Here is a 26,210-nt window from a genome sequence, read left to right on the forward strand (position 1 = left end):
TTTTTACAGACATGATTTTATGCCTTGAAACAAGATGTAATGAAATTAAAAAAAAATGAAATGAATCAATCTCTTATTTTGGATAGAAAAGCCTGACGGTAGGTATTGGACAACTGAAAGGTAAGCGATACACCCGAATTCAACGGTATTGAGCTTATGGTATTATGTGTATAGGACCGTACAATATCCAATGCTATTAATTCTTTTTTATTGATTCTGCAGAAATTCTTTTCGGGCAGCAACTCTTCTAATTTCGCAAAATTGACGTTCTTAATACAGATAGATTCGCCATTGCGCAGGAATACATCCTTATCACGTCCATCGATTCTGGAATTGAGAATATGTGTTATTTCCTGAAGATGAAGCAAGTATTTTCCCTGATCTGTATTAAAATTGATGGGAGCCAGCTCATTTTCCCGGGGTTTGCGGGCTACAGCTTTATCGATAGCTACCTGCAGCCTTTCTTTACTTAAAGGCTTGCGGACATAATCCACCACATTCAGATCAAAAGCATCCGCAGCGTACTCAGAATATGCTGTCACAAAAATAATCATTTTGTCCGACAGTTGTTTTGCGATCTGCAAACCATTGATAACAGGCATTTCGATATCCATGATACACAGATCAAATTGCAATTCACCTGCGTCCTGCAGTAATTTTGCGGGATCATTATAGGTCCTTACAATCTCCAGCTCTTCCATCTGTTCGGTAATTAGTTTCAGAAACTTTAACCCCGGCAATTCATCATCAAGTAGTATACATTTTAGCACGCTCAATTTGTTTAAGGTCTAATTTAAGGTAAGCTGTATAAATATTTCCCTCCAGAAACCGTTCGAGTTTAAAACAGTCTTTATACAATATCCGTAGTCGCTGTTCAAATGCTTCCATCCCCAGCCCGCCAGCCTGCTTACTCAGAGGTTTCAACTCGCTGGATGTATTGGATACGGTAATCCCAAATATTCCCTCCTCCGACAATTCAAAATAGAAGGAAATAAAGGCATCCGGACTTTGCAGATCAGAATGTTTAAAGGCATTCTCGATAAGATCCAGGCAAATCATCGGAACAATCAGTTTTTGTTCATAGTAGGGATTTTGTCCGGCTATTTTGGTTTTAACTTTAATTTCAAAAAGCGGACTTACTTTGATCTTATTGATATCGATCAGACTTTTTGCAAAATCTATTTCACGTCGCACAGAGACAAATTCATCCCGGGCTTCATACAGCACATAATCCAGTACCGTAGCCAGCTTATCCAATGTATAATAAGTCTGATAGGCATGAGACTGTACAGAGTTAAGTATATTTTTGAATAAATGCGGCTGAAGTTTTGCTTCCAGATTTTTCAATTGAAATCCATCCACTTTCTTCTCCAGGTCTTTGTAACGTTGTTCGATTGTCCTGAAATGGTCCTGCTGACGTTTATTACGAATAATAAGTATCACAATGGCAGCAATCAGTACCAGAATAACAAAAAGATACAATAACGGAGAATAAAAGATATCCATTTTCTAAAAATATCAAATAATTCCGGCCTTATTGCCCTTGTTTTATAAAAATAATTATTCTGTAGCCAGGAATTTCATCTTTTCTTCCTCCAGATCCAGGCGATGCAAATGTTTTCGGATTACTTCTTCATCAATAGTGTAATCCTTATTCCAGTCTCTCAGCCACTCTCTTTGCTTATTCAACATACTGACATATACGACTCTACATTCCGTTGCCATAATTTCGTTTTCGAGAAGCTGATGGCTGTCTTCCCATTTGCGGGCAAGTTGTTGCAGCACCTGTTGCTGCCGGAGTTCTTCCGCATAATTTTCTTTCAGGTGTACAAGACTCTGTTCTGCCAGCCGTTTATACAATTGGAGATAAGCTTCTCCTTCCGGAAGATGATTATCCTGATCTACAAGATTCATTTTACGGATAAGATAAGGCAATGTAAGTCCTTGAAGCACCAATGTCAGCAGAATAACCACAAAAGTGATAAACAAGATCAGATTGCGTTGCGGTAATAATACATCATTATAATAAACGGGTATAGAAAGTGCAGCCGCAAGAGATACTACGCCACGCATTCCTGCCCAGCCTAATATAAACGGCCCCTTTACCCCCGGACTTCTTCTATCAGCAACGGTAATAAAGTTTCTGGCAATCAGCGTAAATACAACTGCTCCGTAAGCGGAGAGTATACGTACGACTATCAGTACAGCTGTGATCAATACTCCGTAACCAATAGCTGTACCGATACTGACATCATTCAGATTCGCCGTTATTTCCGGCAGATCCAGACCGATCAGCATAAAAACTAGGCCGTTCAGTATAAAGCATAAGGATTCCCATACATTCTCCGCACGCAGGCGACTGCTATTGCTCAGGAAAAGATGCTTTCTGTTTGCCAGAAACAATCCTCCGCTGACTACAGACAGGACTCCTGAACTTTCGATCGATTCCGCTGCAATATACATGATATAGGGAGCCACAAGAGACAATACAATATCAGTATTCACGTCTGTAGGAAACAGCCGATGTGCCTTGAAAAAGACAAAACCGATCAGGACTCCTACCGCTATTCCTCCGAGCACCATCCACACAAAACTCAAAGCGGCCTCATGCATCACAAATTGTCCCGTACCTACTGCTATCAATGCGAATCTCAGAATAATCAAACTGGAGGCATCATTCAGCAAACTCTCACCTTCCAGAATAGATGCCAGGCGCTTGGGTACTTTTACAAAACGAAGTATTGCTCCTGCACTGACTGCATCCGGAGGAGACACAATGGCTCCCAATAAGAATCCCAGGGCTATAGTAAATCCCGGAATCATATAATTAGCCACCAGTGCAACAACCGTTGCTGTTAAAAAAACTATTAAAAAGGCAAAACTCCCTATAATCCGCCTCCATCGCCATAATTCTTTCCAGGAAGTGTTCCATGCTGCCTCATACAATAAGGGTGGAAGAAAAATAATAAAGATAAGCTCCGGATCAATGCTGATCACGGGAACTCCCGGCACAAAGCTGATCGCTAATCCGGCCAATACCAGAAAAATCGGGTAAGCTACTTTTACTTTGTTTGCCAGCATGATCAGAAAGATAATGATCACAATCAGGCTGAGATAAAATGGAAAATGATGAAGCATATCTTTAGAAACTATTCTGTGTCAGTGAAATCCTGTACCAAAATAACATTTTGAAAAGTTGAATACAGATTTTTTTTATTATTTTAGAACTATATCAAGCATGAAAAAACCTTAATTATGATAAGCGCTGAAGAATACATAGCCTCCTTTCCCAAAGAGATTAGTGAAAGACTGACAATTATCCGAAAACTCATAAAAGACTGCAGTGAGGAATTGGCTGAAGGAATGGCTTACAAGATGCCTTCCTATAAGTATAAAGGGAAGCCTTTAGTCTACTTTGCAGGTTATCCTCAGCATATAGGTTTCTATGCTACTCCAAATGGTAACATAGCTTTTGAAAAGGAACTGGCGTCCTATAAGCAAGGCAAAGGATCTGTTCAGTTTCCGCATGACCGACCTCTGCCTCTGGATCTGATAAAACGTATCGTCCTTTTCCGGATGGAAGAGAATGCCGGAAAGGCAAAATAAAAAAAAGGAAGACAGACCGTTTACATTCACGGAGCAATCTTCCTTTTCGGATCTCTAATACAGAAAATGTATTATTTCATTTTCATTACCATATTATCTATGCCTTCTGTAGTTACATCAGCATCTCCTGATTTATTGGATGATTTTTTATAGTGAACATGATTTTTCATACCCTCTATAGATATGGTTTCCACCTGATCTGCATTGACCATATTTTCAGCACCTTCTACAGAGATCTTGCCTACTTTTTCAGCTTTTACGGTATTTGATTTACCTTCCACTTCTAATTTGGCACATTTGCCTACTATGGTAACTTTGTTATCCATTCCTTCGACACTTACCGTTTCCGTTCCTGTACATTTAATCGTACGGGTATTTCCTTTACCGGACACTTTGATTTCTTTTCCTTGTTTCTGAACCATGCTATGTCTCAATCCGTCTGTATTGTCGTTCGCTTTGACATATACACCTGCGCCCAATAACATGGTCATTGAACAAAGTACTGCTGTGATTTTTTTCATTTGTAAATTGGTTTTGATAACTATTTGTTGTCCGCAAAAAGCAGACCACGATTTAATTTATAGTTCTTTAATATTCTCATTGTTGTCTGCATCCGGATTATCTTGTTGAACGACCTCTTCTACTGCTGTGGGAGCAGCCTCTTCGTTTCTGTATTTAACAACAAACGTTTCTTTCACTCTATCTGATTTTACCAGATAACTGCACCATATCGCTCCGAAGATCATCGTTCTGATCAACTCCGTATATGACTCAGGAGATTCCTCCGGAATCCTGAGTCCGCTCAGTTCTATCAGAACCAGATCCAGAACCGGTCCGAAAAACATAACTCCTATGGTTAACAAGGCTACTTTTGGGAAAATATCTCTTTTCCTGAAAAACAGGTAAATAGTAAATACCAATAAAGACATGGTCAGCAGATTGATGATCAGTTCAAATGCTACCAACAGCCTGAATACGATACCTTGTGATACCCCATAAATATCATAGGCACTCCATAACTGACTATAGAAGAATCCTATTGTAAAAAAGTCAACGGTTATTCTTAACAACGAAGCAACTAAACCAAGTCCCAGAAGAACCAGCCAGCCTCCTATTGAAGGTACGTAGTCTGCATCATAAATTAACCGGATCTTATCCTCTTTCTTATTCCATTTGTAAAAAATAAATCCGCAAGATGCTAATGTAATGCAGGTTATCAATATGGCAAACCAGGATACCGTTGATATTCCTCCGTTTGTATATCCGATAGAGCCATTATCATTGATGTAATACGAATAGGAAAACAAATCTTCGGTATTGTTAAAGTCTTCCATAAATTCCGGAACTTTATCAATAGCTACAGAAGGCTCATGAATAGCCAGCTGAAAGTTCATCTTTAATGTATCTCCATCCACTTTTACGGATTTGCCAAAGGTATAGCTATTTCTGTCTATAAAAACAGGTGCATCTTGTATATCTTTCGCTTTGTTGCTGATATACTGCACTTCATATTCGGCTGTAAAGGGAAAATTAAGCGAAACAGGTGCTTTCCGATTACTGTTTACAGCCGGGATCTGACTGAACATATCGCTTGCAAAAAAAGTAAGATACTTTTTCTTCGTTGCATCCTCTGTTTTTGCAAATTTGCTGATTTCATAGGTTTCTATTATTTCTATCTCATTTTTCTCCCGGTCATCTTTTACTTTTACAGTGTCTGTACGTTTGATCTCCGGATAAAGTTTGGTATAGTAATCCAGATAATTCTTTTCCAATGCTGTTCTGGAAGTAGAATTCAGCATACCCCTGTTGTTGTCTGCCTGATATCCTGTGTAAATTGTTTTGACGATCAACTGCGCCCGGTTGCTATCCAGAGACTTATATTGTTCCAGCACCTTTGTTTTACCATTAACATCCCGGGGAGTATCCTCGATTTGCGTCTTAGCTTTGATTACTAATGCATTGCCGTAAAAAGGAAAATACAGATCACGGATATTGCCACCCTGATTAGAGAATGTAGGATCAATAAACTGTGCTCTGTCATTAATGGTCGCCTTTACAACCATGTGATTAAATACCCATGGTGAAGGCAGGAAATCATTAAGCTTGTATCTGTTGTAACTATTGACTAATACGAGTTCGCAATCTATTCCTTTTGTTTTTAAGAATGTAGCCAAAAGCATAGATTTATCCTTACAATCTCCATAGCGTTGTTCGACAACTTTATTGGGGTTATTAGATCGGTGTGAATATTCCCCGACTTCTACTCCCATGTATCTGATGTCATTCTGTACAAACCGGGTGGCCAGTGCAAGGTACTTGTATGCGTCGCCTTTACTTCGTGCCCAGAATTCTTCTATTTTATTTTTCAGCGCTTCTCCCGGATTTGTGGTCACGACAGGGTTTAGTTTACCAGCCCAGTCGGCCACTTCCTGCCAGCTCTGATAATCACTGATCTGAATGTACTTATGATTAAAATACCAGTAAGGTTCATAGTTTTCGCTATGGATGACGGGCAGATTTGTCTCTTCCCAGGAATAACTCATTAAGCCCTGACCGAGAGGCTCAATACGGGGATCTGACTGTCCGTTGAAAGTCTTAAACTTAACAGGTCTTTCTTTGGCCGCTATGTAATTGACATGGTTGAGTGCAATAGGCTCTGTTCCCTGAAAATAGTAATCATCTGCAAACTTATTGCTGATTGCAGGATTAAACCCTTTCAGAGAATAAGAAATTACCAGCTTATCCCCTACCCGCAAATCGTCCAGAATGAGGTATGCTGCATAGGTCCCGTTATATAAAAACCTGCTGAGATCAGTTTCGTTGGCTACTACTTTAAATTTACTAAGATCCAGTTTATTATGTACCTTACCCTGTCTTATAAGCTGGATTTCATGAAAGAAAAGTTTTTGATAATCCGGAGAAAAGGAGACATATATCTGTCCGGCCTGATCGACACCATCTGTACTGACAATTTCTTTCACTTGTCTTGAGTATACTATCTTTTGCTCTATATGAACCTGATAATCGAGACTCTCGTATAAAAATCCGGCTTCTATATCCCGTTGATTTATCTTCTGAGGAGATTTTGAAGATTTCTGGATCCATACCGGTTTATTTTCCTGATAGATACGGGGAACCTGAGCAGAAATGCATATCTGTAAAACACAAAAGAATACAAAAGACAATAAAATATGCCTTAGTGGGATTGGGAACATGGCTAAAAATTGATTTACTCAAAAGTAATAAATTTTTGCGGAGATCAGATAAAGTGGGTATTAATTTATCATTTTATCCTTACGTATCTTCAATTCGGTATATTTAAAGTGTCCCTGCGTATTGGCCACCATAGCCCCAAGATATATCGTATTTTTATCTGATGAAACAGGAAAAACACAGGATCTGTAAGCGTTATGTTCCTCTATCGCTTTTTTACACACCCTGAAATTCACACCATCTCTGGAATAGGCAAGGTAAAGAGCATCTCCCATTGATTTTTTTACTGTACCTACATTGATAATCAGAAAATAATAGTCATCATACATACAAGCCTGTACATGCCATGGCGAATACTGGTCATTTAATTTGAGCCAGGGTTCATTCGCAAACTGTACCCATTGTCCTTGTTTATAGTTCGTAAAATCTACTCCATCTGCAGAAGTTCTTCTCAGAATATAGGAGGCCTTATTGCCGGGAAATTTATCCGGCAGATTATTATTCAGGACTTCATAGCTTACAAATTCACGACCACTGTGTAATACTGTTGGAGACAACAGGAAGTTGTTCTGTGGGGTAGCCGGTTCGTCACTGGTATAGCACACTTCGAGTGGCGACCAATTAGCTCCGTCATCAGATGTCTGTCTGAGTACGGCACGCTGAGGATTGCCTTTGCTGAGCTTTGCTGCATTATTAGCGCTTTTACTACCGCGGGACTGGAGTGCTCTGGCTGAAACCCAGCTTGATCTGTAATAGAGATAAAATTTATTATTATAAAATTCCCAGTCTACATCGGACCAATAGCCCCGTGCATCCTCATCATCCGGTTTTCCGCTAAAGCTTTCCTGCGGAGAAGGACATTTAATCAAAGGATTTTTGACGCCTGCAGGTGCATCCCAGTTGATGCCGTCATTGGATGTTACTATTGTGGGGTTTTCGAATGCAGAATATTTGGAGAATCCGGATACCGCACCGAAATAAGGTGTAAATACCATCCAGTATCTGTAGCCTCTGAATCCTTGCGGAAAATACTGAACATCGGGATGGCAATATGCTTTTCTATCCTGTGACAACGAAAATACACGTTCAGGATCCAGCTGGCCTTCATAATTACCATCCACATCAGCATTTATGATAACTTCACGAAATGGCTCCATACTTAATATCTGCTCATTGGGATTTTCACTTTCCTCAAGAGGAAGTTTAAGCGGCTCTTCATCACGCTTACAACTGGCTACAGTACCTAAAATAACGAGAACAAAGGAAAAGATAATTCCCTTTAGATAAGTATTAAGCCTCATATCCGGAAAAACTCATTATTGTTAATTCTTTAGTGCTGTTCGCCCGGCCGGTGTTTCTCTGCCGGCAAAATTTCGGATTTACTTCAGCATTCATAATAATTGGTAACGGACGCAAGATAAATAAAATTTACATACAAGAAAAGGGACCTGAAGGTCCCTTTTAATATCTAACAAATTGATAACGGTTTAAAACTCTATTTAACTGCGTCTACAACTGCTTTGAAAGCGTCTGGATTATTTAAAGCTAAGTCAGCTAAAACCTTACGGTTTAAACCAATGTTTTTAGCATTCAATTTTCCGATCAATTGAGAATACGAAATTCCGTGTTGACGAGATCCAGCGTTAATACGTTGAATCCATAAAGCTCTAAACTCGCGTTTTTTGGTTTTACGGTCGCGGTAAGCGTACTGTAAACCTTTTTCTACTGTATTTTTAGCAATAGTATATACTTTGCTACGTGATCCATAATAGCCTTTGGCTAATTTAAGGATTTTTTTACGTCTTCTTCTCGAAGCTACTGCGTTAACCGAACGTGGCATATTTTTAAAATTAGTTTGGTAAAAGGCGACATGTTTTTCAATGTACTTACAACCCTGTACCCGGTTAAAAAATTATTGTTAATTAAAATCGAATAAAACTTATTTTCCGATAGCAAGCATACGTTTTACGTTGCCCATATCGCCATCAGATACATAACTTGTTTGTGTCAGGTTACGTTTACGTTTTGTGCTCTTTTTTGTCAAGATGTGGCTTTTGAAAGCGTTTTTTCTTGCAATTTTACCTGTTCCAGTCAACTTGAAACGTTTCTTAGCGCTGGAATTGGTTTTTACTTTTGGCATAATACTTATAAATTTTATATCAATCTGTTAGATTCTTGTTATACTATTTTTTTGGTGCTGCTGCCGCTTTTGGCGCTATGGTCAGGAACATTCTCTTACCTTCCAGTTTGGGTAGTAACTCTACTTTACCATAGTCTTCCAGGGCCTGCGCAAAACGTAACAACAGGATCTCTCCCATTTCTTTGTGTACGATTGCACGTCCTTTGAAGTGTACATAAGCTCTTACTTTCTCGCCACTCTCTAAAAAGCGCATGGCGTGCTTTAATTTAAAATCAAAATCATGCTCACTCGTGTTAGGTCCGAATCGGATCTCCTTGATTACAGTCTGCTTTGCATTAGCTTTGATTTCTTTCTGCTTTTTCTTCTGCTCGTAAATGAATTTACTGTAGTCTATTATCTTACAAACCGGAGGAACAGCATTTGGCGAAATCTCCACTAAATCAAGTTCCAATTCATCAGCTAATTCTAGAGCCTTGCGTGTAGGAAAAACTCCCTGCTCCACATTATCACCTACCAAGCGTACCTCAGGCACACGGATAAGTTCGTTAATGCGGTGATCTGGTTCTTTCTTTCTCATTGGTGGACGAGGTCCACTGGGTCTTTTTAATGCCAAATGTTTGAAAATTAAACGGTTATTTCTTTAATTAATACTTCTCTAAATTCTTCGGGTGTCATTGAACCAACGTCTCCTGACCCGTGCTTACGAACAGAAACTGTGCCACTTTCTGCTTCTTTTTCCCCTACAATCAACATATAAGGTAATTTTTTCACTTCAGCGTCACGAATCTTACGACCGACTTTCTCATCACGAAGGTCAATCAGACCGCGAATATCGGAATTATTTAACGATTCTAAAAGTTTTTGTGCATATTCTTCATATTTTTCTGACACTGGCAAGACGATAAACTGCTCTGGGGCAAGCCATAACGGGAAACGACCCGCACAGTGCTCAATCAATACAGCGATGAATCGCTCCAGTGACCCGAATGGTGCACGGTGAATCATGACAGGTCTGTGTTTTGCATTGTCACTACCTGTGTATTCCAGCTCAAAACGCTCAGGTAAATTGTAATCGACCTGAATTGTACCCAACTGCCATTTACGTCCTAATGCATCTTTGACCATAAAGTCAAGCTTTGGCCCGTAGAATGCGGCTTCACCGTACTCCACGACAGTAGGTAATCCTTTTTCGTCTGCAGCCTCAATAATTGCACGCTCAGCCAATACCCAGTTTTCGTCAGAACCGATATACTTGGTTCTGTTTTCCGGATCGCGTAAAGATACCTGTGCGATATAGTCCTCAAAGCCCAATGCCCCGAATACATAAAGTACAAGATCAATTACTTTTTTAAATTCTTCTTTTACCTGATCGGGACGACAAAATAAATGCGCATCATCCTGAGTAAATCCGCGTACACGTGTCAATCCGTGTAATTCTCCGGACTGCTCGTATCTGTACACTGTTCCAAACTCCGCAAAACGAACCGGCAGGTCTTTGTAAGAACGTGGTTTTGTTTTGTATATCTCACAGTGGTGCGGACAGTTCATTGGTTTAAGGAAAAATTCCTCTCCTTCTACCGGAGTCTTGATCGGCTGGAATGAATCTTCACCATATTTCTCGTAGTGACCTGAAGTCACGTACAACTGTTTGTGTCCGATATGTGGTGTCACGACAGGTTCGTATCCTGCTTTCAACTGAGCACGTTGCATAAAGTCGATCAGCTTCTGACGAAGTGCGGCTCCTTTAGGCAACCATAAAGGTAATCCCATTCCCACTTTCTCGGAGAAAGCAAAAAGTTCTAGTTCTTTACCCAATTTACGATGGTCACGTTTCTTCGCTTCTTCGATGAACTTCAGGTAATCTGTCAGTTCAGAAGCTTTTGGAAAGGTAACACCATATATACGAGTCAATTGTTTGCGTGACTCGTCCCCTCGCCAGTATGCACCGGCTACGTTTGTCAGTTTGATAGCTTTGATAAATCCGGTATTCGGAATATGCGGACCACGGCACAGATCGGTGAAATCACCCTGTGAGTAGAACGTTATCTTTCCGTCTTCCAGATCTTTGATCAGGTCAAGTTTGTATTCATCACCCTTTTCAGTGAAATAATCCAGTGCTTCGGCTTTGGAAACGGCTTTGCGTTCGAATACTTCCTTGCGTTTTGCCAGTTCGAGCATTTTATCTTCGATCTGCTTAAACTCATCTGATGAAAATTCACGATCTCCGAAATCCACATCGTAGTAAAATCCTGTTTCAATAGCCGGACCAATACCAAATTTTACACCCGGATACAATGCTTCCAATGCTTCTGCCATTAAGTGAGCAGAAGAATGCCAAAAGGTTGATTTACCTTTGTCATCATTCCAGGTAAGTAATTTAAGGGAGGAATCCTGTTCGATCGGACGTGAAGCGTCCCAGATTTCGCCATTTACTTCGGCTGCTAATACATTTCTGGCTAATCCTTCAGAAATGGACAATGCTACTTGAGCTGCTGATGTTCCTTTTTCATATTCTCTAACGGAGCCATCAGGTAATGTAATTTTAATCATTTACAAGTATGATTATATGTTTAATAAAATATAGAAGCCGGCAGGACAACATATACGACTATGTAGTTTTACCCTACCACTCCTTTGTTAATTAGATTACAAAGGTACTGAAAATTAACCAACAAAAAAAGCTGTATTAACAGCCTTTGGAATGTATATTTTTCATACAAAAAAGTTCATTACACTATTGTAACAGGCTCTCACAGGCCGGTTTTTGTTCAGATATTTCGGTAACATTGTCCATAATCTTTGAATCGCTATGGACAATGTTATCAACAATTAATTATATCCTGGATTTTGCTGTAATACAGCATCTTTATTTGAGCTGATTTCATTAGAAGGAATCGGCCAAAGATTGTGATATTGTTCTATGGAAAGACCAGACTTTGGATTAAAGCGATGAGTTCTGTCATACAACTTGCCAAGACGAGCTAGTGTAACTGCCCTAAACTCTTCCATATAAAGTTCTCTTAACCGTTCATCTAAAATATAGTCGATATTTACATCTCCAGGTGAAACTTCCGGAGCATTTGCTCTTTTTCTGATGACATTAATATCGTCCGCCGCCAGATTGGTAATCCCTTTCCCCAGATAAGCCTCCGCTCTTAAAAGATAAGTTTCAGAAAGGCGTGCCATATATTTTTGCATGGATACCCGCTGTGACCCATTGAGATAAAAGCCATCAAAAGCATCCATTACATTCGTAACCATCGCAGGTCCGGCCGCCGCTACAAAATCTTCTGATGCAGGAGAGGTTTTCCTGATCACAGGGTAAAATCCACGAATCGTATCTCTGAAGTCCTGTGGTGTAACTTTGGCTTTATAACCATCCTTTACGTACCATTTTCCATAATCCGGAGAATTAGTCGGCACACCTGTAATCCTGATATCCCTTACTATGTTATACGCAGAGTTACGAATATCATTCGGAGTCCATATTTCATATAAGAAGTGTGATGTGGGTCTTATCCAGCCAATACCATTTGAAGAGATATTGCTGGCAAATCTCCCATTGGATTTGATGGGCATACGGGTACCCGAAGCGGCCTCAGTAATTCGAACACCCGGATAAGACGGTACGACCGCCCAGGCTGTTACATCACCTACAGAAGCTGCATTATTTAAGGTTGTCTGAATGACCATTAACCCTTCCCGATTGCCTTTACTGTAGTTTTGATTGTCGTATTCAAACAAATCCCGGTACACATCTCCGGGTTTGTCCGCTCTTCTGCCAAATCTGTTTTGCATCAGGGAGACCCCGGAATACTTGATTACTTCTGACGCACTGGCTATCGCTCCGTCATAATCTTTTAATGATATAAGGACTTCGGTCAGTACATGCTGGGCAATCTGTTTATTGACCGTTCCGTCCGTTACCTGATTAATATTACCCAGCAATCCTACCGCTGTCACCAGATCTGTTTTACATTGTGTATACACCTGTTCTCTGGTAGCCCTTACATAATCATAACGGGGTTTACTCAACTCATTTAACTCCAAAGGTACTCCACCATATAAATTAGCGAGCATATTATACGAATAAGCCCTGAAAAACAATGCCTGAGCCAAAAAATTGTTACGGGTGCTTTCGGGTACCTGAGTGGCATTCTGTATTCTGCTGATGATCAGATTGGAATTGGTAATAATCTTATAAAGGCTTGTCCAGATATTCTGAGGTATAAAATAGCTGGGTACCATAGTAGCTTTGTAAGCATTTAATTTTGCGGCGGGTTCATAATCTGTCGCATTGTACGCAAAATCTGTCGCATAATAAAGTCCGAAATAGGTATCCAGATTTATATTTCCCATATAGATGTTTCTAACATCGCTATAAAGGTTATTTACTGCAAGCTGGAATTGCACCTGATTCTGGAGTGAGTTATCAGGCGTATATATGGACAATAACTCTTCGTCCAGAAAATCACTTTTACAGGAGAATACTCCGATTCCCAGAAAAAGAAATATGACTAATCTAATTTTTTTCATTACTAAACAATTTAATTGTAGAACTTTAAAATGTGATGTTCACTCCTAATGAATAATTCTTCATAACCGGATATCCGTTAGCATCCAACCCCATCCCCCCCGGCATACGCAGACCAAGGGAAGACCGTTGCGAAGCCGGAGAATTTGCTTCCGGATCCCATCCATCCCAGTTGGTGATCGTAAACAAATTTTGAGCATTGGCATATACGTTCAGAGCTTTCACGACTTTTATACGTTCGATAAGTTTATCGGACAAGCTGTAGGTCAATGTCAGATCCTGTAGCCGGATAAAACTTCTGGATATATACGGGCCAAAATTTTCTCCCAGAGTAGGCACATAGGCCGCTATACTTCTATAACGGGCATCCGGATTATTAGGTGTCCAGTAATCAAATGCAAATGCATTATTATTCCGGATATTGTCCGGATTTTGCAGCATGATGCCCGGAGCGCCTAAGTATCCGTTTTTACCACCTTGTATGCTATTGATAAAGAATTTCAACTGAATATTTTTATATTGGAAACTGTTGGATATACCCAGACTGTAGGAAGGATCCAGCTTACCCAATATCTGCTTGTCCGCAGTGGTAATAATGCCATCTCCGTTGGCATCTTCAATCTTGTACTGACCAGCTTTGAATCCCTGTGCTGCCAGCGGTGCAGGAATTTCCTCACCTAACTGATACATGCCTGTTATTTTATAGTTATATACTACACCATAGGGCTGTCCTATAAAGAAACTCAGAATAGGATCAGATCCGTTTATCAGGTCTTTTTTTGTTCCATCGATATCCAGTACCTTGTTTCTGTTCCTAAAGAAGTTAACACCTACCTCCCATCTGAAGTCTTTTTTAGCGATCGGTACACCATTTATATTTAATTCCTGGCCTCTGTTCTGGATTTTACCGATGTTAATAAGATAACTGGAGAACCCGGTAATAGTGGGGGTGCTTATGGAATTTAGTAGATTTTTAGAATTGGAGAAATACAAATCCAAAGATCCTGAAAGACGATTGTCAAATAATGCGAAATCTACCCCGGTATTAAGTGAAGTAGTTGTTTCCCATCTAAGATCCCGATTTGGCAACTGCCCGAGATATGAACCAGCTTGAGCTGTTGCACCACTTCCATATAAATAACCGCTGCTCAATCCTACATTCAATTGTGAGAGGGTCTGGTATCTGCCGACTGTCCGGTTTCCGGTAGCTCCGTACGAAATACGCAGTTTCAGATCGTTAATCTGCGAAACTGACTTGATAAAATTTTCATCAATCATACGCCATGCAAATGCAACTGAAGGAAATACAGCCGTTTTATTTGTATCTGAAAAACCTGAGAATCCGTCTCTCCTGACTGTACCGGTAAGTATATATTTTTTGTTATAGGAATAGGATAATCTGGCCATCTGATAAAGCGCCTGTTCTTTCCATGGCAGATAAAGAAGATCGTTAGATACAGACAATCTTGACGGATCTCCTACATCCAGCCTGTCATAGTCTAATACACCGTTTAATATTCCACCGGCTGTTGTTTGCGTTCCATCATGCTTATTGATTTCAGCTCCATAGAGCAGAGTGGCGTCTACACCATGCTTGCCGAAGTCTCTTTTATAGGTCAGGATATTATCCAGTGTGAGGAAATAATCTGTCATATACCTTTTGTATGCAGTAGCTTCTACATTGGGCGCATTGTAATTAAACCGGTTGGCATAAATATAATTATTCCCCAGATTGACCCTGTAATTTAAGCCTTTGACATAAGGGATATCTGCGCTGACATAAAAATTACCGATCAGATTTAAGTTTTTGTCAGAATCGCGCGATCTTCTTAATATCTCCAACTGTGTCGGATTTGTACTTTGTGGATAAAACTCGAGTTGCTGTCCCGTAACGGGGTCAAAGGGTATACTATAAGGCCGTAAGTAGATCAGATCTGTAAATGCGGGCGACACTCCGCTGTAATTATTTATTGTTAATCCGGTTTGCGCGCCTACCGTGAGCCAGTCCAGTGCTTTAGCTTCCAGGTTGAGCCGGATACTGTTTCTGTTGTAATTATCATTTTTAACCAGATTTTTCTGATCAAAATAACCATAACCTAAGTAAAAGCGTATTTTTTGAGATCTTCCACTTATTCCGATGTTGTGATTCTGGATTCTGGGAGAAGAATTTGTCAGCAATTTCCACCAGTCCGCTTCATATCCATTCTTGTAATTGTCCGCTTCAATCACCGACAGCTTAGTCGATGGATCCCATTTTGGGTTCATCTGAGTCATATCATTCGGATCACGGCTTTCCGAAAGGTACCAGTCGCCGAGTTTCTGGATAAAGCCTGCTCCGGAAACGGGGCGCATATCTTTCTTTGTCATCTCCTGAAATGATACAGATCCGCTATAGTCTATAGTAACTTTGTCCTGTGCACCTGAACCACTTTTAGTGGTAATCAATATAACCCCATTGGAGGCCTGCGAACCGTATACTGCAGCGGCACTCGCATCTTTAAGAAGATCTATACTGGCAATATCTGAGGAATTTATAGAGGTGATAGAACCCCGATAGATTAATCCGTCAAGTACAATTAATGGTGATGTGGTACCGGCAATAGAATTACGACCACGGATCATAATCGAAGGATCACTTCCGGCAGTAGTAACCTGCCCTACGGTTAGCCCCGGAACAGTTCCTCTCAAAGAAGACATCACGTTTCCGTTTGGAGACTGCTTTTGTAAGGAGAGGTCGGCTTTTGCTATAGCTCCGGTAACATCCTGTCTCTTTCTGACACCATATCCGACAACTACTACATCATCAAGTTGTGTTTGTGTTGAAGTCAGTGTTACATTAAGTGTTGTTCGCCCATTCGGAAGAATCTCCTGAGGGGAAAAACTGATTATAGAAAAAACAAGAACCGCATCTCTATCGGGTACTGTTATCGAATAATTTCCATTTTCATCAGAAGAAGTTCCGTTATTTGTGTTTTTGATTTTTACACTGACACCGGAAAGCGCATTTCCACTTTCATCTTTGACAATTCCTCTTATAGAGGTCTGTGCCATAGAAGTCAGACTCACACCTATCATTAAACAGAGAAGTATCAGCTCTTTTCTCGTTTTGAGGATTTTTTTTACCGCCGACAACTTCACTTTCACTAAGAGGAAATCGTAGCATTCCGGCGCATTTAGTTTAGTTTTCATAATTATAATTGGGGTGGATTAAAACATATATTGGCATCAAATCACTCATACTTCCTGCTGCCAATCAATTGCATAATAGATATAGTTCACCTACCTGGTAAGAGCAACTATTTTTTTAGCATTTTGACACTTTCCTATAATTTGATTTAAATATGTTTATTGAAGTTTAATTAGCTTTCATAAAACAATAATTCAGAATTTGCAACCGGTTGCAAAACAAATACTGAATACTATTTTTCTTTATCCCCTCCATTTCGTTACAATATTTCAAAGTATTCAGAAATATTATTCAAAACTATACTTGCAAAAATTGAATTTGTGATATCTCTAGTTAGTGATTGATATACAATTGGCTATTGCTATAGCTAAAGCTAAAATTTCACAAGATCAAAACAAAAGAAACAAACAACTATATTAACGAAAACGTTGTAGTAATGATAAAGAACGTGTCTTGAAATCAACACAACCTTTACAACATATTTTTATAGTCTATTCTATACTGACTATATTATCTGATTCGGCAGGCTAAGTTCCAAAATAAAAAATCTGAAACTCCAAAACTGGAGTTCCAGATTGATTTAAATATTACACGAAAGAAATGTTTACGCCATTGTTAAGATGTTAATACATTTTATGTGCTGATTCATTAAGATTATGATCTAATTAACAACTATATTTTTCACCAGCTTCATCTGTGATACATACAAATCTTTTGGATATAATGATTGAGGATTGATCGTTTCGTACCAGTTATTATCTACATTAGGAAGAGCTGAACCAGAAGTTGTCTTGATTCCTATTGCAACGTTATTCTTAGATTTGGCTCCGCTGGTATTATATCCCATATAATTATAAGAAAGATTATTGGTAGCTGTAATGTTCCAGTATGTCTCGTTAATATTGATGCCAGCAGGGGTATCATTTCCACCTGAAGTGTAGAGACGGGTACCTGTTCCTGCATTGAGATTCGTAAACAGATTATTCCGTACCTGATGATTATGATGATCTATACATAGATCTGTACCCTTTCCATTTCTGAATACATTGAATAGGCTGTATGAAGATTCAACAGACAAATCATGATGGTATTTGCCTTTTAATTCAAAATTCTGCAACAAATTATATCCTCCATAAATATTTACGCCATGATGTCCGACACCTTTTGTACCTGCAGCTCTAACAGGACCGGATTCAAGCGTCCAGCCTTCTGCAGTGATATGGTGTGATGTTCGTCCTATCCAGATCCCAATATCACAGCCTTTCATTTTTACATTTTTGACCCATCCGTCATGTGCGCTGTTTGTGTAGCCAATAGCGTTGTAAGCCCGTTCATGAAAATTGTGTCCGGCCCATGCATTATCCGGAAACTCGATTTTTAAGGATTGGATACCGGATCCGCTGATATTTCCGGAAAATGTGATCATACCACCTTCCCATGACCAGGCTGACTGATTAGGAGAACCTGCTACATTATACCTGGGATAAAGCTCTTCCAGTCCTTTGGTAAAATAAAGTATAGTCGCATCTCCCGCACCCTTAATATTGATACCGCTCCGTTTAATCATCAGTGTATCTTTCAATACATATTTTCCGGCAGGTATATAAATGGTACCATTCTCAGCACACTGATTAATAGCTATCTTGAATACAGCGGTGTTATCCGTCACACCATCTCCTACGGCTCCTAAACTGGTGACATTTATGCTTTGCGGATAATCTGGAATAGACTGATTACCACTCCTATATCCGGCATTTGTAAAATCCGGAATTCGGGATTTATCCCACAACTCACCATTCTCTCCCCATATTGCAGAATAGGCTCCTGAGGCAGACACCTCACTGACAGATACATTATCTATATAATAGGTGTTTGCATCAGCTCCCAGATCTAACAAGATCATTGTAGAATCTGCCGCTGCCTTAAATGTCCACTCATATAATCCCCAGGAAGTCTTAATTGTTTTATGCGACAAAAGTTGTGTGGTGCCTCCCCTCGTCTGACACCGAAATCCGTTGGTGCTTGCTCCCGTTGCTTTTGCCCATACACGGATACGGTAATCCGAGCCCGATACGGTTGCAAGATTTACGGAGGCGAGTTGTATTTTCCATGCATTGGATTGTCCGTTACTGACGGTACTCACCACTTTCAGCGCGCGGTTACCTTCGTACACTTCTGCGGGCACTGTTGTGGCTGAAAGCGTGGAAGCTCCGTTAAGTATAGACCAGTTTGTAAAGGTATTGCCTGTCCCGTCTTCAAAAGAGCCATTAGGTAATGGTAAATAACCGGGGGTAATTGCCATTTCTTTAGGTGACAATTTCATACCAGAAGCAGGGTCATCGTCTACCAGTAAATCATTTTTACATGATATTGTTAAAAGCACAGCCAATAACAAATAAACTAATTTCAAATGTTTCATAATTTTTTGGGTACAGGCAACAATCTCTTCAATGGTTTTGAGAAGGTTTACTGTATTAATAGTTGTGTGTGTTAATAAAATTTAGTTAGTGTTGTAATATACTTACTGAGTTTCCATACGTAATGATGCAAAAACGGATCAGATTAGAAGAGAGAAGTAAAACTTATATTATACTAAATCAATCTCATGCAACAGAACATATTAATACTCAGAAAATCAATACCGCATTTATAAATGGTAAAACTAAAGTAGGGGAAAATAATTTTCAATTCTATTTTTTTTTACGAAAACGTTTTAGATACAGTTTTAGAACAAAAACATCACCATAGAATAATAAGAGAAGTCAGGCTTACAATATTGAAGAGTAAGTACATTTATGATATAAAAAACTCTTTATTTCACCGGTTTACGGGTAATCAACACATAACCTGTTTTTCGGGTTTGTTTGACTCCGTTTTTGTAGGTCTGTACGACATAGAAATAGGTCATATCTTCAGCTCCGTCACCCGTCCAGTCGTTTCGATAATCATTGCTTGAATACACTTCTTTACCTGATCTGGACCAGACAGACAGTGAGATACGATCGTAATAGCCGGTGCCTAATACAGAAAAGACGTCATTTACTCCGTCACCGTTCGGTGTAAATACATTAGGAACCGAAAATCCGGATATTTCCATATTTACTATTGCTTCATTAGTCCAGTTACCATTCAGATCTTTGACCTGATAGGTAAAGGAATCTTTGCCTGTATACCCTTCTTTTGCACGGTATATGATCTGTCCGAGACTGATCGTCAACACGCCCTGCTGTGCATCTTTCACGATCCGGATGCTGTGGATATCCAGTTCGCTGTCATCTTTTTTGTCGTTTGACAGAACTGCTATCGTCAGATCTTTATTGTACTCTCCGATTATATAGTCATCGACAGCCACAGGCTTTGTCGGATTTACAAATATCTTCACTGCTGTCGGAGACATTTTTAATTCATTATCATCCGTCGCTGTATAAAGAAATTCATCCGTCCCTACATAATTTTCAAAAGGGCGGTATACAAATTGTCCGTCTCTGGTCAGTGTAACTTCACCATGTACAGCCTCTTTCACCAGTTCTAAAGTATGTTGCAATAGTGGCTGGCTGCCTTCTGTATCATTCTCCAGAACATCAATACGTACAGATTGGTTTTGCTTTATCACCACGATATCTTCTACCCCAACTGGTCTTTTACTTACCTTTGTTACTGTAGGCTGATCATTGTCATAGGAAGTGCCTGAGATATCCTTGATTTCCTGACCCGTATGAATAAGTTTCGCGCTTACAGTTGCTGAATTTATTATACTGCCCTTATCCGTATCTTCTTCTGTGACGGTATAGAATGTACTCCATGTATACTGCTCTCCTCTTTTCAGCTGTTCTATAGGCAGGATTTGTCGCTCTTTCCACAACATATCGTCCTGAAGTGATATCCGTGTCAAAGCTGTATCTGTCTGATTCCAAACTGTAAAAGTATACTCCATCAGATCGCCTGCACCAAAGAGCCCATCTTTTCGGGTTCCTTTGTTAGTTACTTCTTTTTTAAGGTATATGGCTTGCTTATGTACAATGGCCGTAATAGTCGGTTCGTCATTATCGTGCGATGTACCTGAAATATCTTTTACCTGAATACCTGCGTCCGCAATAGCTTCTACCCATGCAGAATTAACAACTGAGCCTGTATTATAATCACTTACACTTATTTTGTAATCAACAGAAATCTTTCCTGACTGTCCGGGCTGCAGATCCGCGGTCAGTCTTAAACCTGAGGAACTGAGCATAGGATCGTAGATGCGAATATCCTTTAATACTTCATCACCATTATTAATAACTTCAAAATGGTAGCGCAGCATCTCACCGGATTGCATATAGCCATCTGCATTTACATCGATAAATTGTGCTTTTTTTACTAATGCAATTTTTGCTTTTGATACCGGCGTAGTTTTCCAGAGCACTTCTCTGTGGAGACGGATATTATTACATCCCTGCCCTAAACATTCTGTTTCTGCATCTAACGGTTCTTTTACACCCAGATCTTTAGAAGTAGCGTCCGGATCTATCATATCTGCACTTCGTACAATGGATGCTACGGCGTGAATCGCCATAGTATTCTCCGGTTCCTGTAAAGCTGTCGCCTTCACCGTTACGATACGTTCTTCCTGGCTGGCCAGATTCAACAGGCTGCTGTGTTGATTTGCTTCCTCGTAACCAATGTTTGCTACGACCTCTCCCAGTTCTACATGATTTATCTCAAATCCCAGAGGAAGACCAAAATTGAAGCGTACATGTGGTGCATCTGAAGGACCATTATTTTTCAGATTGAGCACATAGGTTACTTCCTGACCTTTATTTATTTGCCTATCGGGGCTTTCCAGTGATGTGATTTCGAGATCTGCGGTTTTGACAGTGAGTGCTATAGTGATTTGCTGATTGGGAGTCAATGCATAGGCCCATGTATCTATGGCTTTTTCATTTCCAAAACTGTAATTGCCATAGTTTGTGTTGGTATTTCGCTGCGAGGTCTGATTAGTATAAGTCCCCCAGCGATGTCCGTTGATATGACTGCTTAAGCCACTAAGGTTTACTCTGGGATTGCTGTTTTCCGAATGGAGTCCTTCCTGGATATCACTGTCATCCCAATAGACAATATCGGATTCTACTTCATTCATCTCTTTATCTAATCGTTCCAGCAAAATACCATTCGGATTGATTTCCATATCCATATATGGAAAATGAACTTCTGCCTGTATTAGTTCTATACGAATAGTTAAAGGGTATTTTTCACCATTCGGAGCAAATTGTCCGTCTTTCCCGATGCCATTCCAATAGATTTCATTCAGGCCTGCGGATGCATTGTATACAAACTCGGTCAATAACTGCGTCTGATCGCCTGTCCTTTCCAACACTACTTTATATTTGGCAGTCTCACTACTCTTAAACAGTATATGTGCTCCTTTGGCTCCGAGTTGCCCTTCTGTTCCTTCATATCCTATAAGTGAAATATCAGAAACGACTGGCTGAGGTCTGTCCTTGATCAGCCAGGTTTTCAGCTCGGGCACTGCAGCCACAGCTTCAGCAGGCATATGCAGATCAGGCCTGGTATATAATATCTTATGGGTAATATGTCCGTTGGCATCGGCTTGTCTCGGATCCTGCACATCTCCCGAACCCACCTGTGGAATGTAGTCAAGACTTTTGTACAAAGATTTACCCTCATCATCCAGAAATCCCATATTATTGACAAATGAAGTAAATGCTATACCGTTGCTACCGTTACCGTCAACTTTGTACACATATGCATCATGTGTAAGAACGAAGTATTTACCATAGAAGGCTCCTTGTTTATTGGCCATCTGTCCGCTGTTGAGATGAAGATTCAGCACATTGGTATAGACTCTTCCTGAAATCCAGTTTTCATCTTTTTCATCTCTCACTGAAATATCCCAGGCCGCAATACTGGTATCCCAGGTCTGTGACCAATCGCCATTGGCTGCAACTACCGGGATATTCGGATCGCCAAAATTTTCAGTAAACTCTCCCACTGGCGATATAAATTCAACTTTCCAAACCCCTTCTTCGGTTGCTTTAACTTCATAAGGGGCATATCCTACACGCGGACCGGATATTTCAGCCTGTCGTGATCCCTTTCCGTTATTTACAATCTTACCGATATTATTTTTTGTTGAAAGATATTTTTTTCCGCCGGGGCTTGTCAGCCGGATCCTGCCTTCGCCTATATTCTGTGCACTGGAAGCTGCCGCAATGGTTTCACCTGATTGTACATATACATAATGTGCTCCAAGTGTAAAAAAAGGAAAACTTGTAGTCCCTACCTCTTTCTCACTCCGGGAAATCAGGTACGCACGGTTCCCTTTCACCCCCATCGGGTAAAGATCCTTTGATCCGTCAGCCCACAGCAATAGCGGGCACAGGATCATAAACAGGAATAAAAACAATGGAAAATATCCTTTGCTTTTCATTGTAGGTAGAGTTTTAGTAATGGGTACTAACTATGTTAAATATAACAATCATCAAATTAATATGTTCAAGAAAGAAGAAATATTTTTTTATGAAAAAGTTAATTACCTGTCTATCATATGTCATAATTTTATGAAGCCTACTGCTCCAAAAAACACAGGCTGGTATCTTAAGAAAAAAAGCCTACCTTTGCAGTCTTAATTTCAAAAGATGTCACTACAAGTTCCAGAAAACGGCCAGCAACTCCCTTTGATGGAAGAATTCTATACTATACAGGGAGAAGGTTATCATACCGGCAAAGCAGCTTACTTCATACGCTTAGGCGGATGTGATGTGGGATGCCACTGGTGTGATGTTAAAGAAAGCTGGGATGCCGAGTTGCATCCGCTTACTGCAGCTGATACTATTGTAGAACATGCAAACGTGCATCCTTCTAAAACGGTCGTAGTGACAGGCGGAGAGCCCTTGATTTATAATCTGGATTATCTGACCAGTCAATTGCAGAATGCGGGCATACAGACTTTTTTAGAGACTTCAGGAGCCTATCCGTTGAGCGGACACTGGGACTGGATATGTCTTTCTCCGAAAAAATTCAAAGCTCCCAGACCTGATGTACTGGCTAATGCAGGTGAATTAAAAGTGATTGTATTTAATAAAAGTGACTTTCAATGGGCTGAAGAACACGCCAGACTGGTCAATGATACCTGTAAATTGTATCTTCAACCGGAATGGTCTAAGGCTGCTGAGATGACGCCATTGATCATTGATTATGTGATGGCAAATCCTAAATGGGAAATTTCCCTTCAAACGCACAAATATCTTAATATCCCATAACCGGGAAAGAACATACAGACAAACAAATGTTCCGATCTTTATCCAGAGGGTCGGAACATTTGTTTATTTAGCCCTGTCGTATACAAAAATCGCCCGTCTCCTGTTACAGGACAGACGGGCGATGAAAACAGTTTGTTTTTATTGTATTTAACGGGTTTCTTAAATTCCAGTCAATTTATGTATCTCAGGACATGGAACCTCTCTCCGATTCCCTGTTCTTATTTAAGGAGAGGGAATCGGGGGAAAATACTCATGAAATGGGAATCAGAGGAGTAATAACCTTAATATTCCAATACTTTGATTTCTGTTCTTCTGTTTGCCTGATGTTCTTCGTCAGAACATTTAACACCGTCAGCACATTTGTTGACTAACCTGGTTTCGCCATATCCTTTTGCGACAATACGATCTCGGGCAATACCTCTGCTGATAATATAGTCTACGGCAGCCTGTGCACGGTTTTGAGACAATTTCATATTGTATTTATGCGTGGCACGGCTATCTGTATGACTGGATAGTTCGATCTTGAGAGTTGGATTATCCCGAAGAGTATTCACCAGTTGATTCAGGATCGGTTTGGCATCAGCCCGGATATTATATTTGTCCAGATCATAGTAAATGTTTTCCAGGATAAATGTTGTTCCTTTTTCTATGATAGGTTGAAGCCTTAGTGTTACCTGAATGGTGGTATCTTTTTGAGGGGACAGCGCTGCAATATTAACGGAGTCTCCATGGAATTTCAATTTTTCACCCATCAACTGGTAGGCTGTACCGGGTTCTAACTGAAATTCAAATACACCTGTCGCAGCACTCAGTTTGCGGGACACCACTTTCCCTCCATCACTTAATAAAGAAAGCTGTACATCTTCCAGGGGTTCTGCTGTTGTACGATGCTGGGCAATACCTTTTAGTATAATGGTAATTTTGGGTTTGATTGCTGAAAAAGAATAAATATCATCCAGACCTACACCTCCTAATCTATCGGATGACAAATATCCGTATCGTGCTTCAGGGCTGTCACCTAAGAGGACATAACTAAAATCATCTGAAGCAGAGTTGACAGGAAAACGAAGGTTCTGACGGTTTGCAAATGAAGACCGGCTACCTACTGCACTGAATATATCGAGACCACCCATCCCCGGAAATCCATTGCTTGAATAGTATAACCGGTCTTCAAATACGGAAGGAAACATTTCATCTCCTGCGGAATTGATTTCAGCTCCGGCATTTACCGGCTGTCCCCATGTTCCATCGGGTTGTCGTATGGAATACCAGATATCTACACCTCCATATCCGCCTGGCATATTGGATGCAAAATATAATGTCTGCTCGTCCTTACTCAATGCTGCATGCCCTACTGCATACTTTTTGGTATCGTTATAAGGGAAATCAGTTTCATTCCAGCTATCTCCATTCTTTGTGTATATCTTAATTTCAAGATTGTGTTTTTTGAAACTGTAGGGACCTGACTTTTGTTGTTCCGTATCTTTTCCAGGATAGGTACGTGTTACATACAGCACGTTCTCATCCTTATTTACGGCTACAGGACCGACATGATATGGTGCACTGTTAAAGACATCGGGCAACACATTCGGATAGATCAATGCTATTCCATCCTTATCTCTTGTTGCGGAGTATACTCGGAGGAATGCTCTGCCTGTCCGTCCGGAAATCTGGTCGGATCCCATAGGCTCTCCTACATAGAGTACCTGCTGCCCGATTGGTGTAGTGCTGAAGTCAGAGAAACGCGTATTGATCTGCTGTTCATTTCTGATTTTGTGTACGGTAGGTTTCTGCATCCAGACAATTGCCGAATCGCAACCCTGAATGGCTAATTCTACTTCACTTTCTTTGCCTGTTTTTGTACCATAGGCTTTATATTGATTCTTTGCCGCCGCATAGTCTCCTAGTTTTTTGAGCACATCAGCATAGTTGAGTTGAGACTGATCTGATATTTTGCCTTCTTCAGCAACCCGGGCATACCAGTTACGGGCAAGACTATATTCATTCATATTGAAGTAACAGGTTGCCAGACGCTCCATATCCTCAGCCTTCGGACGTTTGGTATCTACCAGTTTTTCATATATACGTGATGCTGAATAGTATTCATATTGATAATACAGTTTTTCCGCTGTTGTTCTCTTACTCACTTGTTCCTGTGCCTTTGCTTCAGAAATTCCGGCAGCACAGATAAGCAGAGCGATTAACAGTTTGTTCAGGTAAGTTGATTTTATCATGATATTCCGTTTCATTCTTTGTGATTCATTAATA

17 protein-coding genes are annotated in these 26,210 nt (G+C 40.1%); 2 read left to right on the forward strand and 15 right to left on the reverse strand.

Annotation, left to right across the window (positions count from 1 at the left end; genetic code table 11):
* Window positions 1–65: 65 nt before the first annotated feature.
* From I6J03_RS01660 to I6J03_RS01670, 3 genes are read right to left on the reverse strand one after another with little or no spacing between them, the layout of a single operon-like run.
* Complete coding sequence (locus I6J03_RS01660) at window positions 66–770, reverse strand: LytR/AlgR family response regulator transcription factor (RefSeq protein WP_003007771.1); 705 nt, start codon at window positions 768–770, stop codon at window positions 66–68.
* Entirely contained in the window at window positions 748–1,506 is a 759-nt protein-coding gene (locus tag I6J03_RS01665; RefSeq protein WP_003007774.1) for a sensor histidine kinase, read from the reverse strand. Before I6J03_RS01665 ends, I6J03_RS01660 begins: the two co-directional genes overlap by 23 nt.
* 54 nt (window positions 1,507–1,560) lie before the next feature.
* Entirely contained in the window at window positions 1,561–3,138 is a 1,578-nt protein-coding gene (locus I6J03_RS01670; protein WP_201694103.1) for a Na+/H+ antiporter, read from the reverse strand.
* Window positions 3,139–3,255: 117 nt separating this feature from the next.
* Here I6J03_RS01670 and I6J03_RS01675 point away from each other — a divergent pair, with 117 nt between their 5' ends.
* Window positions 3,256–3,606, forward strand: a complete 351-nt coding sequence (locus tag I6J03_RS01675) for an iron chaperone (protein WP_003007784.1) — start codon at window positions 3,256–3,258, stop codon at window positions 3,604–3,606.
* Window positions 3,607–3,677: 71 nt separating this feature from the next.
* On the opposite strand, the gene I6J03_RS01680 is transcribed toward I6J03_RS01675, so the two are convergent.
* The 11 genes from I6J03_RS01680 to I6J03_RS01730 all read right to left on the reverse strand — a co-directional run bounded on the left by I6J03_RS01680 (window position 3,678) and on the right by I6J03_RS01730 (window position 23,110).
* Window positions 3,678–4,127 carry a DUF3060 domain-containing protein gene (locus I6J03_RS01680; protein ID WP_003007785.1) on the reverse strand — a complete coding sequence of 150 codons (450 nt, stop codon included), beginning with the start codon at window positions 4,125–4,127 and terminating at the stop codon, window positions 3,678–3,680.
* 57 nt (window positions 4,128–4,184) lie between these two features.
* Complete coding sequence (locus tag I6J03_RS01685; RefSeq protein ID WP_003007789.1) at window positions 4,185–6,821, reverse strand: DUF3857 domain-containing protein; 2,637 nt, start codon at window positions 6,819–6,821, stop codon at window positions 4,185–4,187.
* A gap of 60 nt (window positions 6,822–6,881) precedes the next feature.
* A complete protein-coding gene (locus I6J03_RS01690; protein ID WP_003007791.1) occupies window positions 6,882–8,120 on the reverse strand; it encodes a hypothetical protein in 1,239 nt (412 codons plus the stop codon).
* Between the two features lie 194 nt (window positions 8,121–8,314).
* On the reverse strand, window positions 8,315–8,659 hold the full coding sequence (rplT, locus tag I6J03_RS01695; RefSeq protein ID WP_002993965.1) for a 50S ribosomal protein L20: 345 nt from the start codon (window positions 8,657–8,659) through the stop codon (window positions 8,315–8,317).
* A 99-nt stretch (window positions 8,660–8,758) separates the two neighbouring features.
* A complete protein-coding gene (rpmI, locus tag I6J03_RS01700) occupies window positions 8,759–8,959 on the reverse strand; it encodes a 50S ribosomal protein L35 (protein ID WP_002993964.1) in 201 nt (66 codons plus the stop codon).
* Between the two features lie 43 nt (window positions 8,960–9,002).
* Entirely contained in the window at window positions 9,003–9,536 is a 534-nt protein-coding gene (gene infC / locus I6J03_RS01705) for a translation initiation factor IF-3 (RefSeq protein WP_002993963.1), read from the reverse strand.
* A gap of 47 nt (window positions 9,537–9,583) precedes the next feature.
* Complete coding sequence (thrS, locus tag I6J03_RS01710) at window positions 9,584–11,509, reverse strand: threonine--tRNA ligase (RefSeq protein ID WP_003007794.1); 1,926 nt, start codon at window positions 11,507–11,509, stop codon at window positions 9,584–9,586.
* A gap of 279 nt (window positions 11,510–11,788) precedes the next feature.
* On the reverse strand, window positions 11,789–13,495 hold the full coding sequence (locus I6J03_RS01715) for a RagB/SusD family nutrient uptake outer membrane protein (protein ID WP_003007796.1): 1,707 nt from the start codon (window positions 13,493–13,495) through the stop codon (window positions 11,789–11,791).
* 25 nt (window positions 13,496–13,520) lie between these two features.
* Window positions 13,521–16,682: a SusC/RagA family TonB-linked outer membrane protein gene (locus I6J03_RS01720; RefSeq protein ID WP_003007798.1), complete on the reverse strand. Its 3,162-nt coding sequence runs from the start codon at window positions 16,680–16,682 to the stop codon at window positions 13,521–13,523.
* Window positions 16,683–17,341: 659 nt separating this feature from the next.
* Window positions 17,342–19,099 carry a glycosyl hydrolase family 28-related protein gene (locus I6J03_RS01725; protein ID WP_003007800.1) on the reverse strand — a complete coding sequence of 586 codons (1,758 nt, stop codon included), beginning with the start codon at window positions 19,097–19,099 and terminating at the stop codon, window positions 17,342–17,344.
* 393 nt (window positions 19,100–19,492) lie between these two features.
* Window positions 19,493–23,110 carry a DUF7507 domain-containing protein gene (locus I6J03_RS01730; protein WP_003007804.1) on the reverse strand — a complete coding sequence of 1,206 codons (3,618 nt, stop codon included), beginning with the start codon at window positions 23,108–23,110 and terminating at the stop codon, window positions 19,493–19,495.
* Window positions 23,111–23,318: 208 nt separating this feature from the next.
* On the opposite strand from I6J03_RS01730, the gene I6J03_RS01735 reads away from it, so the two are divergent.
* Window positions 23,319–23,942 (forward strand): 7-carboxy-7-deazaguanine synthase QueE, encoded by a 624-nt coding sequence (locus I6J03_RS01735; protein ID WP_003007808.1) that lies wholly within the window; start codon window positions 23,319–23,321, stop codon window positions 23,940–23,942.
* A gap of 281 nt (window positions 23,943–24,223) precedes the next feature.
* On the opposite strand, the gene I6J03_RS01740 is transcribed toward I6J03_RS01735, so the two are convergent.
* Window positions 24,224–26,191, reverse strand: coding sequence for an OmpA family protein (locus I6J03_RS01740; RefSeq protein ID WP_003007810.1), 1,968 nt, complete (start codon window positions 26,189–26,191; stop codon window positions 24,224–24,226).
* Window positions 26,192–26,210 lie beyond the last annotated feature (19 nt).

The organism is Sphingobacterium spiritivorum (assembly GCF_016724845.1).
Classification (GTDB): Bacteria; Bacteroidota; Bacteroidia; order Sphingobacteriales; family Sphingobacteriaceae; genus Sphingobacterium; species Sphingobacterium spiritivorum_A.

Excerpts from the sequence above, each read along its gene's own strand:
- thrS (WP_003007794.1), bottom strand. The coding sequence starts at position 11,509 with ATGATTAAAATTACATTACCTGATGGCTCCGTTAGAGAATATGAAAAA.
- I6J03_RS01735 (WP_003007808.1), top strand. The coding sequence starts at position 23,319 with ATGTCACTACAAGTTCCAGAAAACGGCCAGCAACTCCCTTTGATGGAA.
- rplT (WP_002993965.1), bottom strand. The coding sequence starts at position 8,659 with ATGCCACGTTCGGTTAACGCAGTAGCTTCGAGAAGAAGACGTAAAAAA.
- I6J03_RS01740 (WP_003007810.1), bottom strand. The coding sequence starts at position 26,191 with ATGAAACGGAATATCATGATAAAATCAACTTACCTGAACAAACTGTTA.
- I6J03_RS01675 (WP_003007784.1), top strand. The coding sequence starts at position 3,256 with ATGATAAGCGCTGAAGAATACATAGCCTCCTTTCCCAAAGAGATTAGT.
- I6J03_RS01665 (WP_003007774.1), bottom strand. The coding sequence starts at position 1,506 with ATGGATATCTTTTATTCTCCGTTATTGTATCTTTTTGTTATTCTGGTA.
- I6J03_RS01715 (WP_003007796.1), bottom strand. The coding sequence starts at position 13,495 with ATGAAAAAAATTAGATTAGTCATATTTCTTTTTCTGGGAATCGGAGTA.
- infC (WP_002993963.1), bottom strand. The coding sequence starts at position 9,536 with ATGAGAAAGAAAGAACCAGATCACCGCATTAACGAACTTATCCGTGTG.
- I6J03_RS01690 (WP_003007791.1), bottom strand. The coding sequence starts at position 8,120 with ATGAGGCTTAATACTTATCTAAAGGGAATTATCTTTTCCTTTGTTCTC.
- I6J03_RS01685 (WP_003007789.1), bottom strand. The coding sequence starts at position 6,821 with ATGTTCCCAATCCCACTAAGGCATATTTTATTGTCTTTTGTATTCTTT.
- I6J03_RS01680 (WP_003007785.1), bottom strand. The coding sequence starts at position 4,127 with ATGAAAAAAATCACAGCAGTACTTTGTTCAATGACCATGTTATTGGGC.
- rpmI (WP_002993964.1), bottom strand. The coding sequence starts at position 8,959 with ATGCCAAAAGTAAAAACCAATTCCAGCGCTAAGAAACGTTTCAAGTTG.
- I6J03_RS01730 (WP_003007804.1), bottom strand. The coding sequence starts at position 23,110 with ATGAAAAGCAAAGGATATTTTCCATTGTTTTTATTCCTGTTTATGATC.
- I6J03_RS01725 (WP_003007800.1), bottom strand. The coding sequence starts at position 19,099 with ATGAAACATTTGAAATTAGTTTATTTGTTATTGGCTGTGCTTTTAACA.
- I6J03_RS01720 (WP_003007798.1), bottom strand. The coding sequence starts at position 16,682 with ATGAAAACTAAACTAAATGCGCCGGAATGCTACGATTTCCTCTTAGTG.
- I6J03_RS01670 (WP_201694103.1), bottom strand. The coding sequence starts at position 3,138 with ATGCTTCATCATTTTCCATTTTATCTCAGCCTGATTGTGATCATTATC.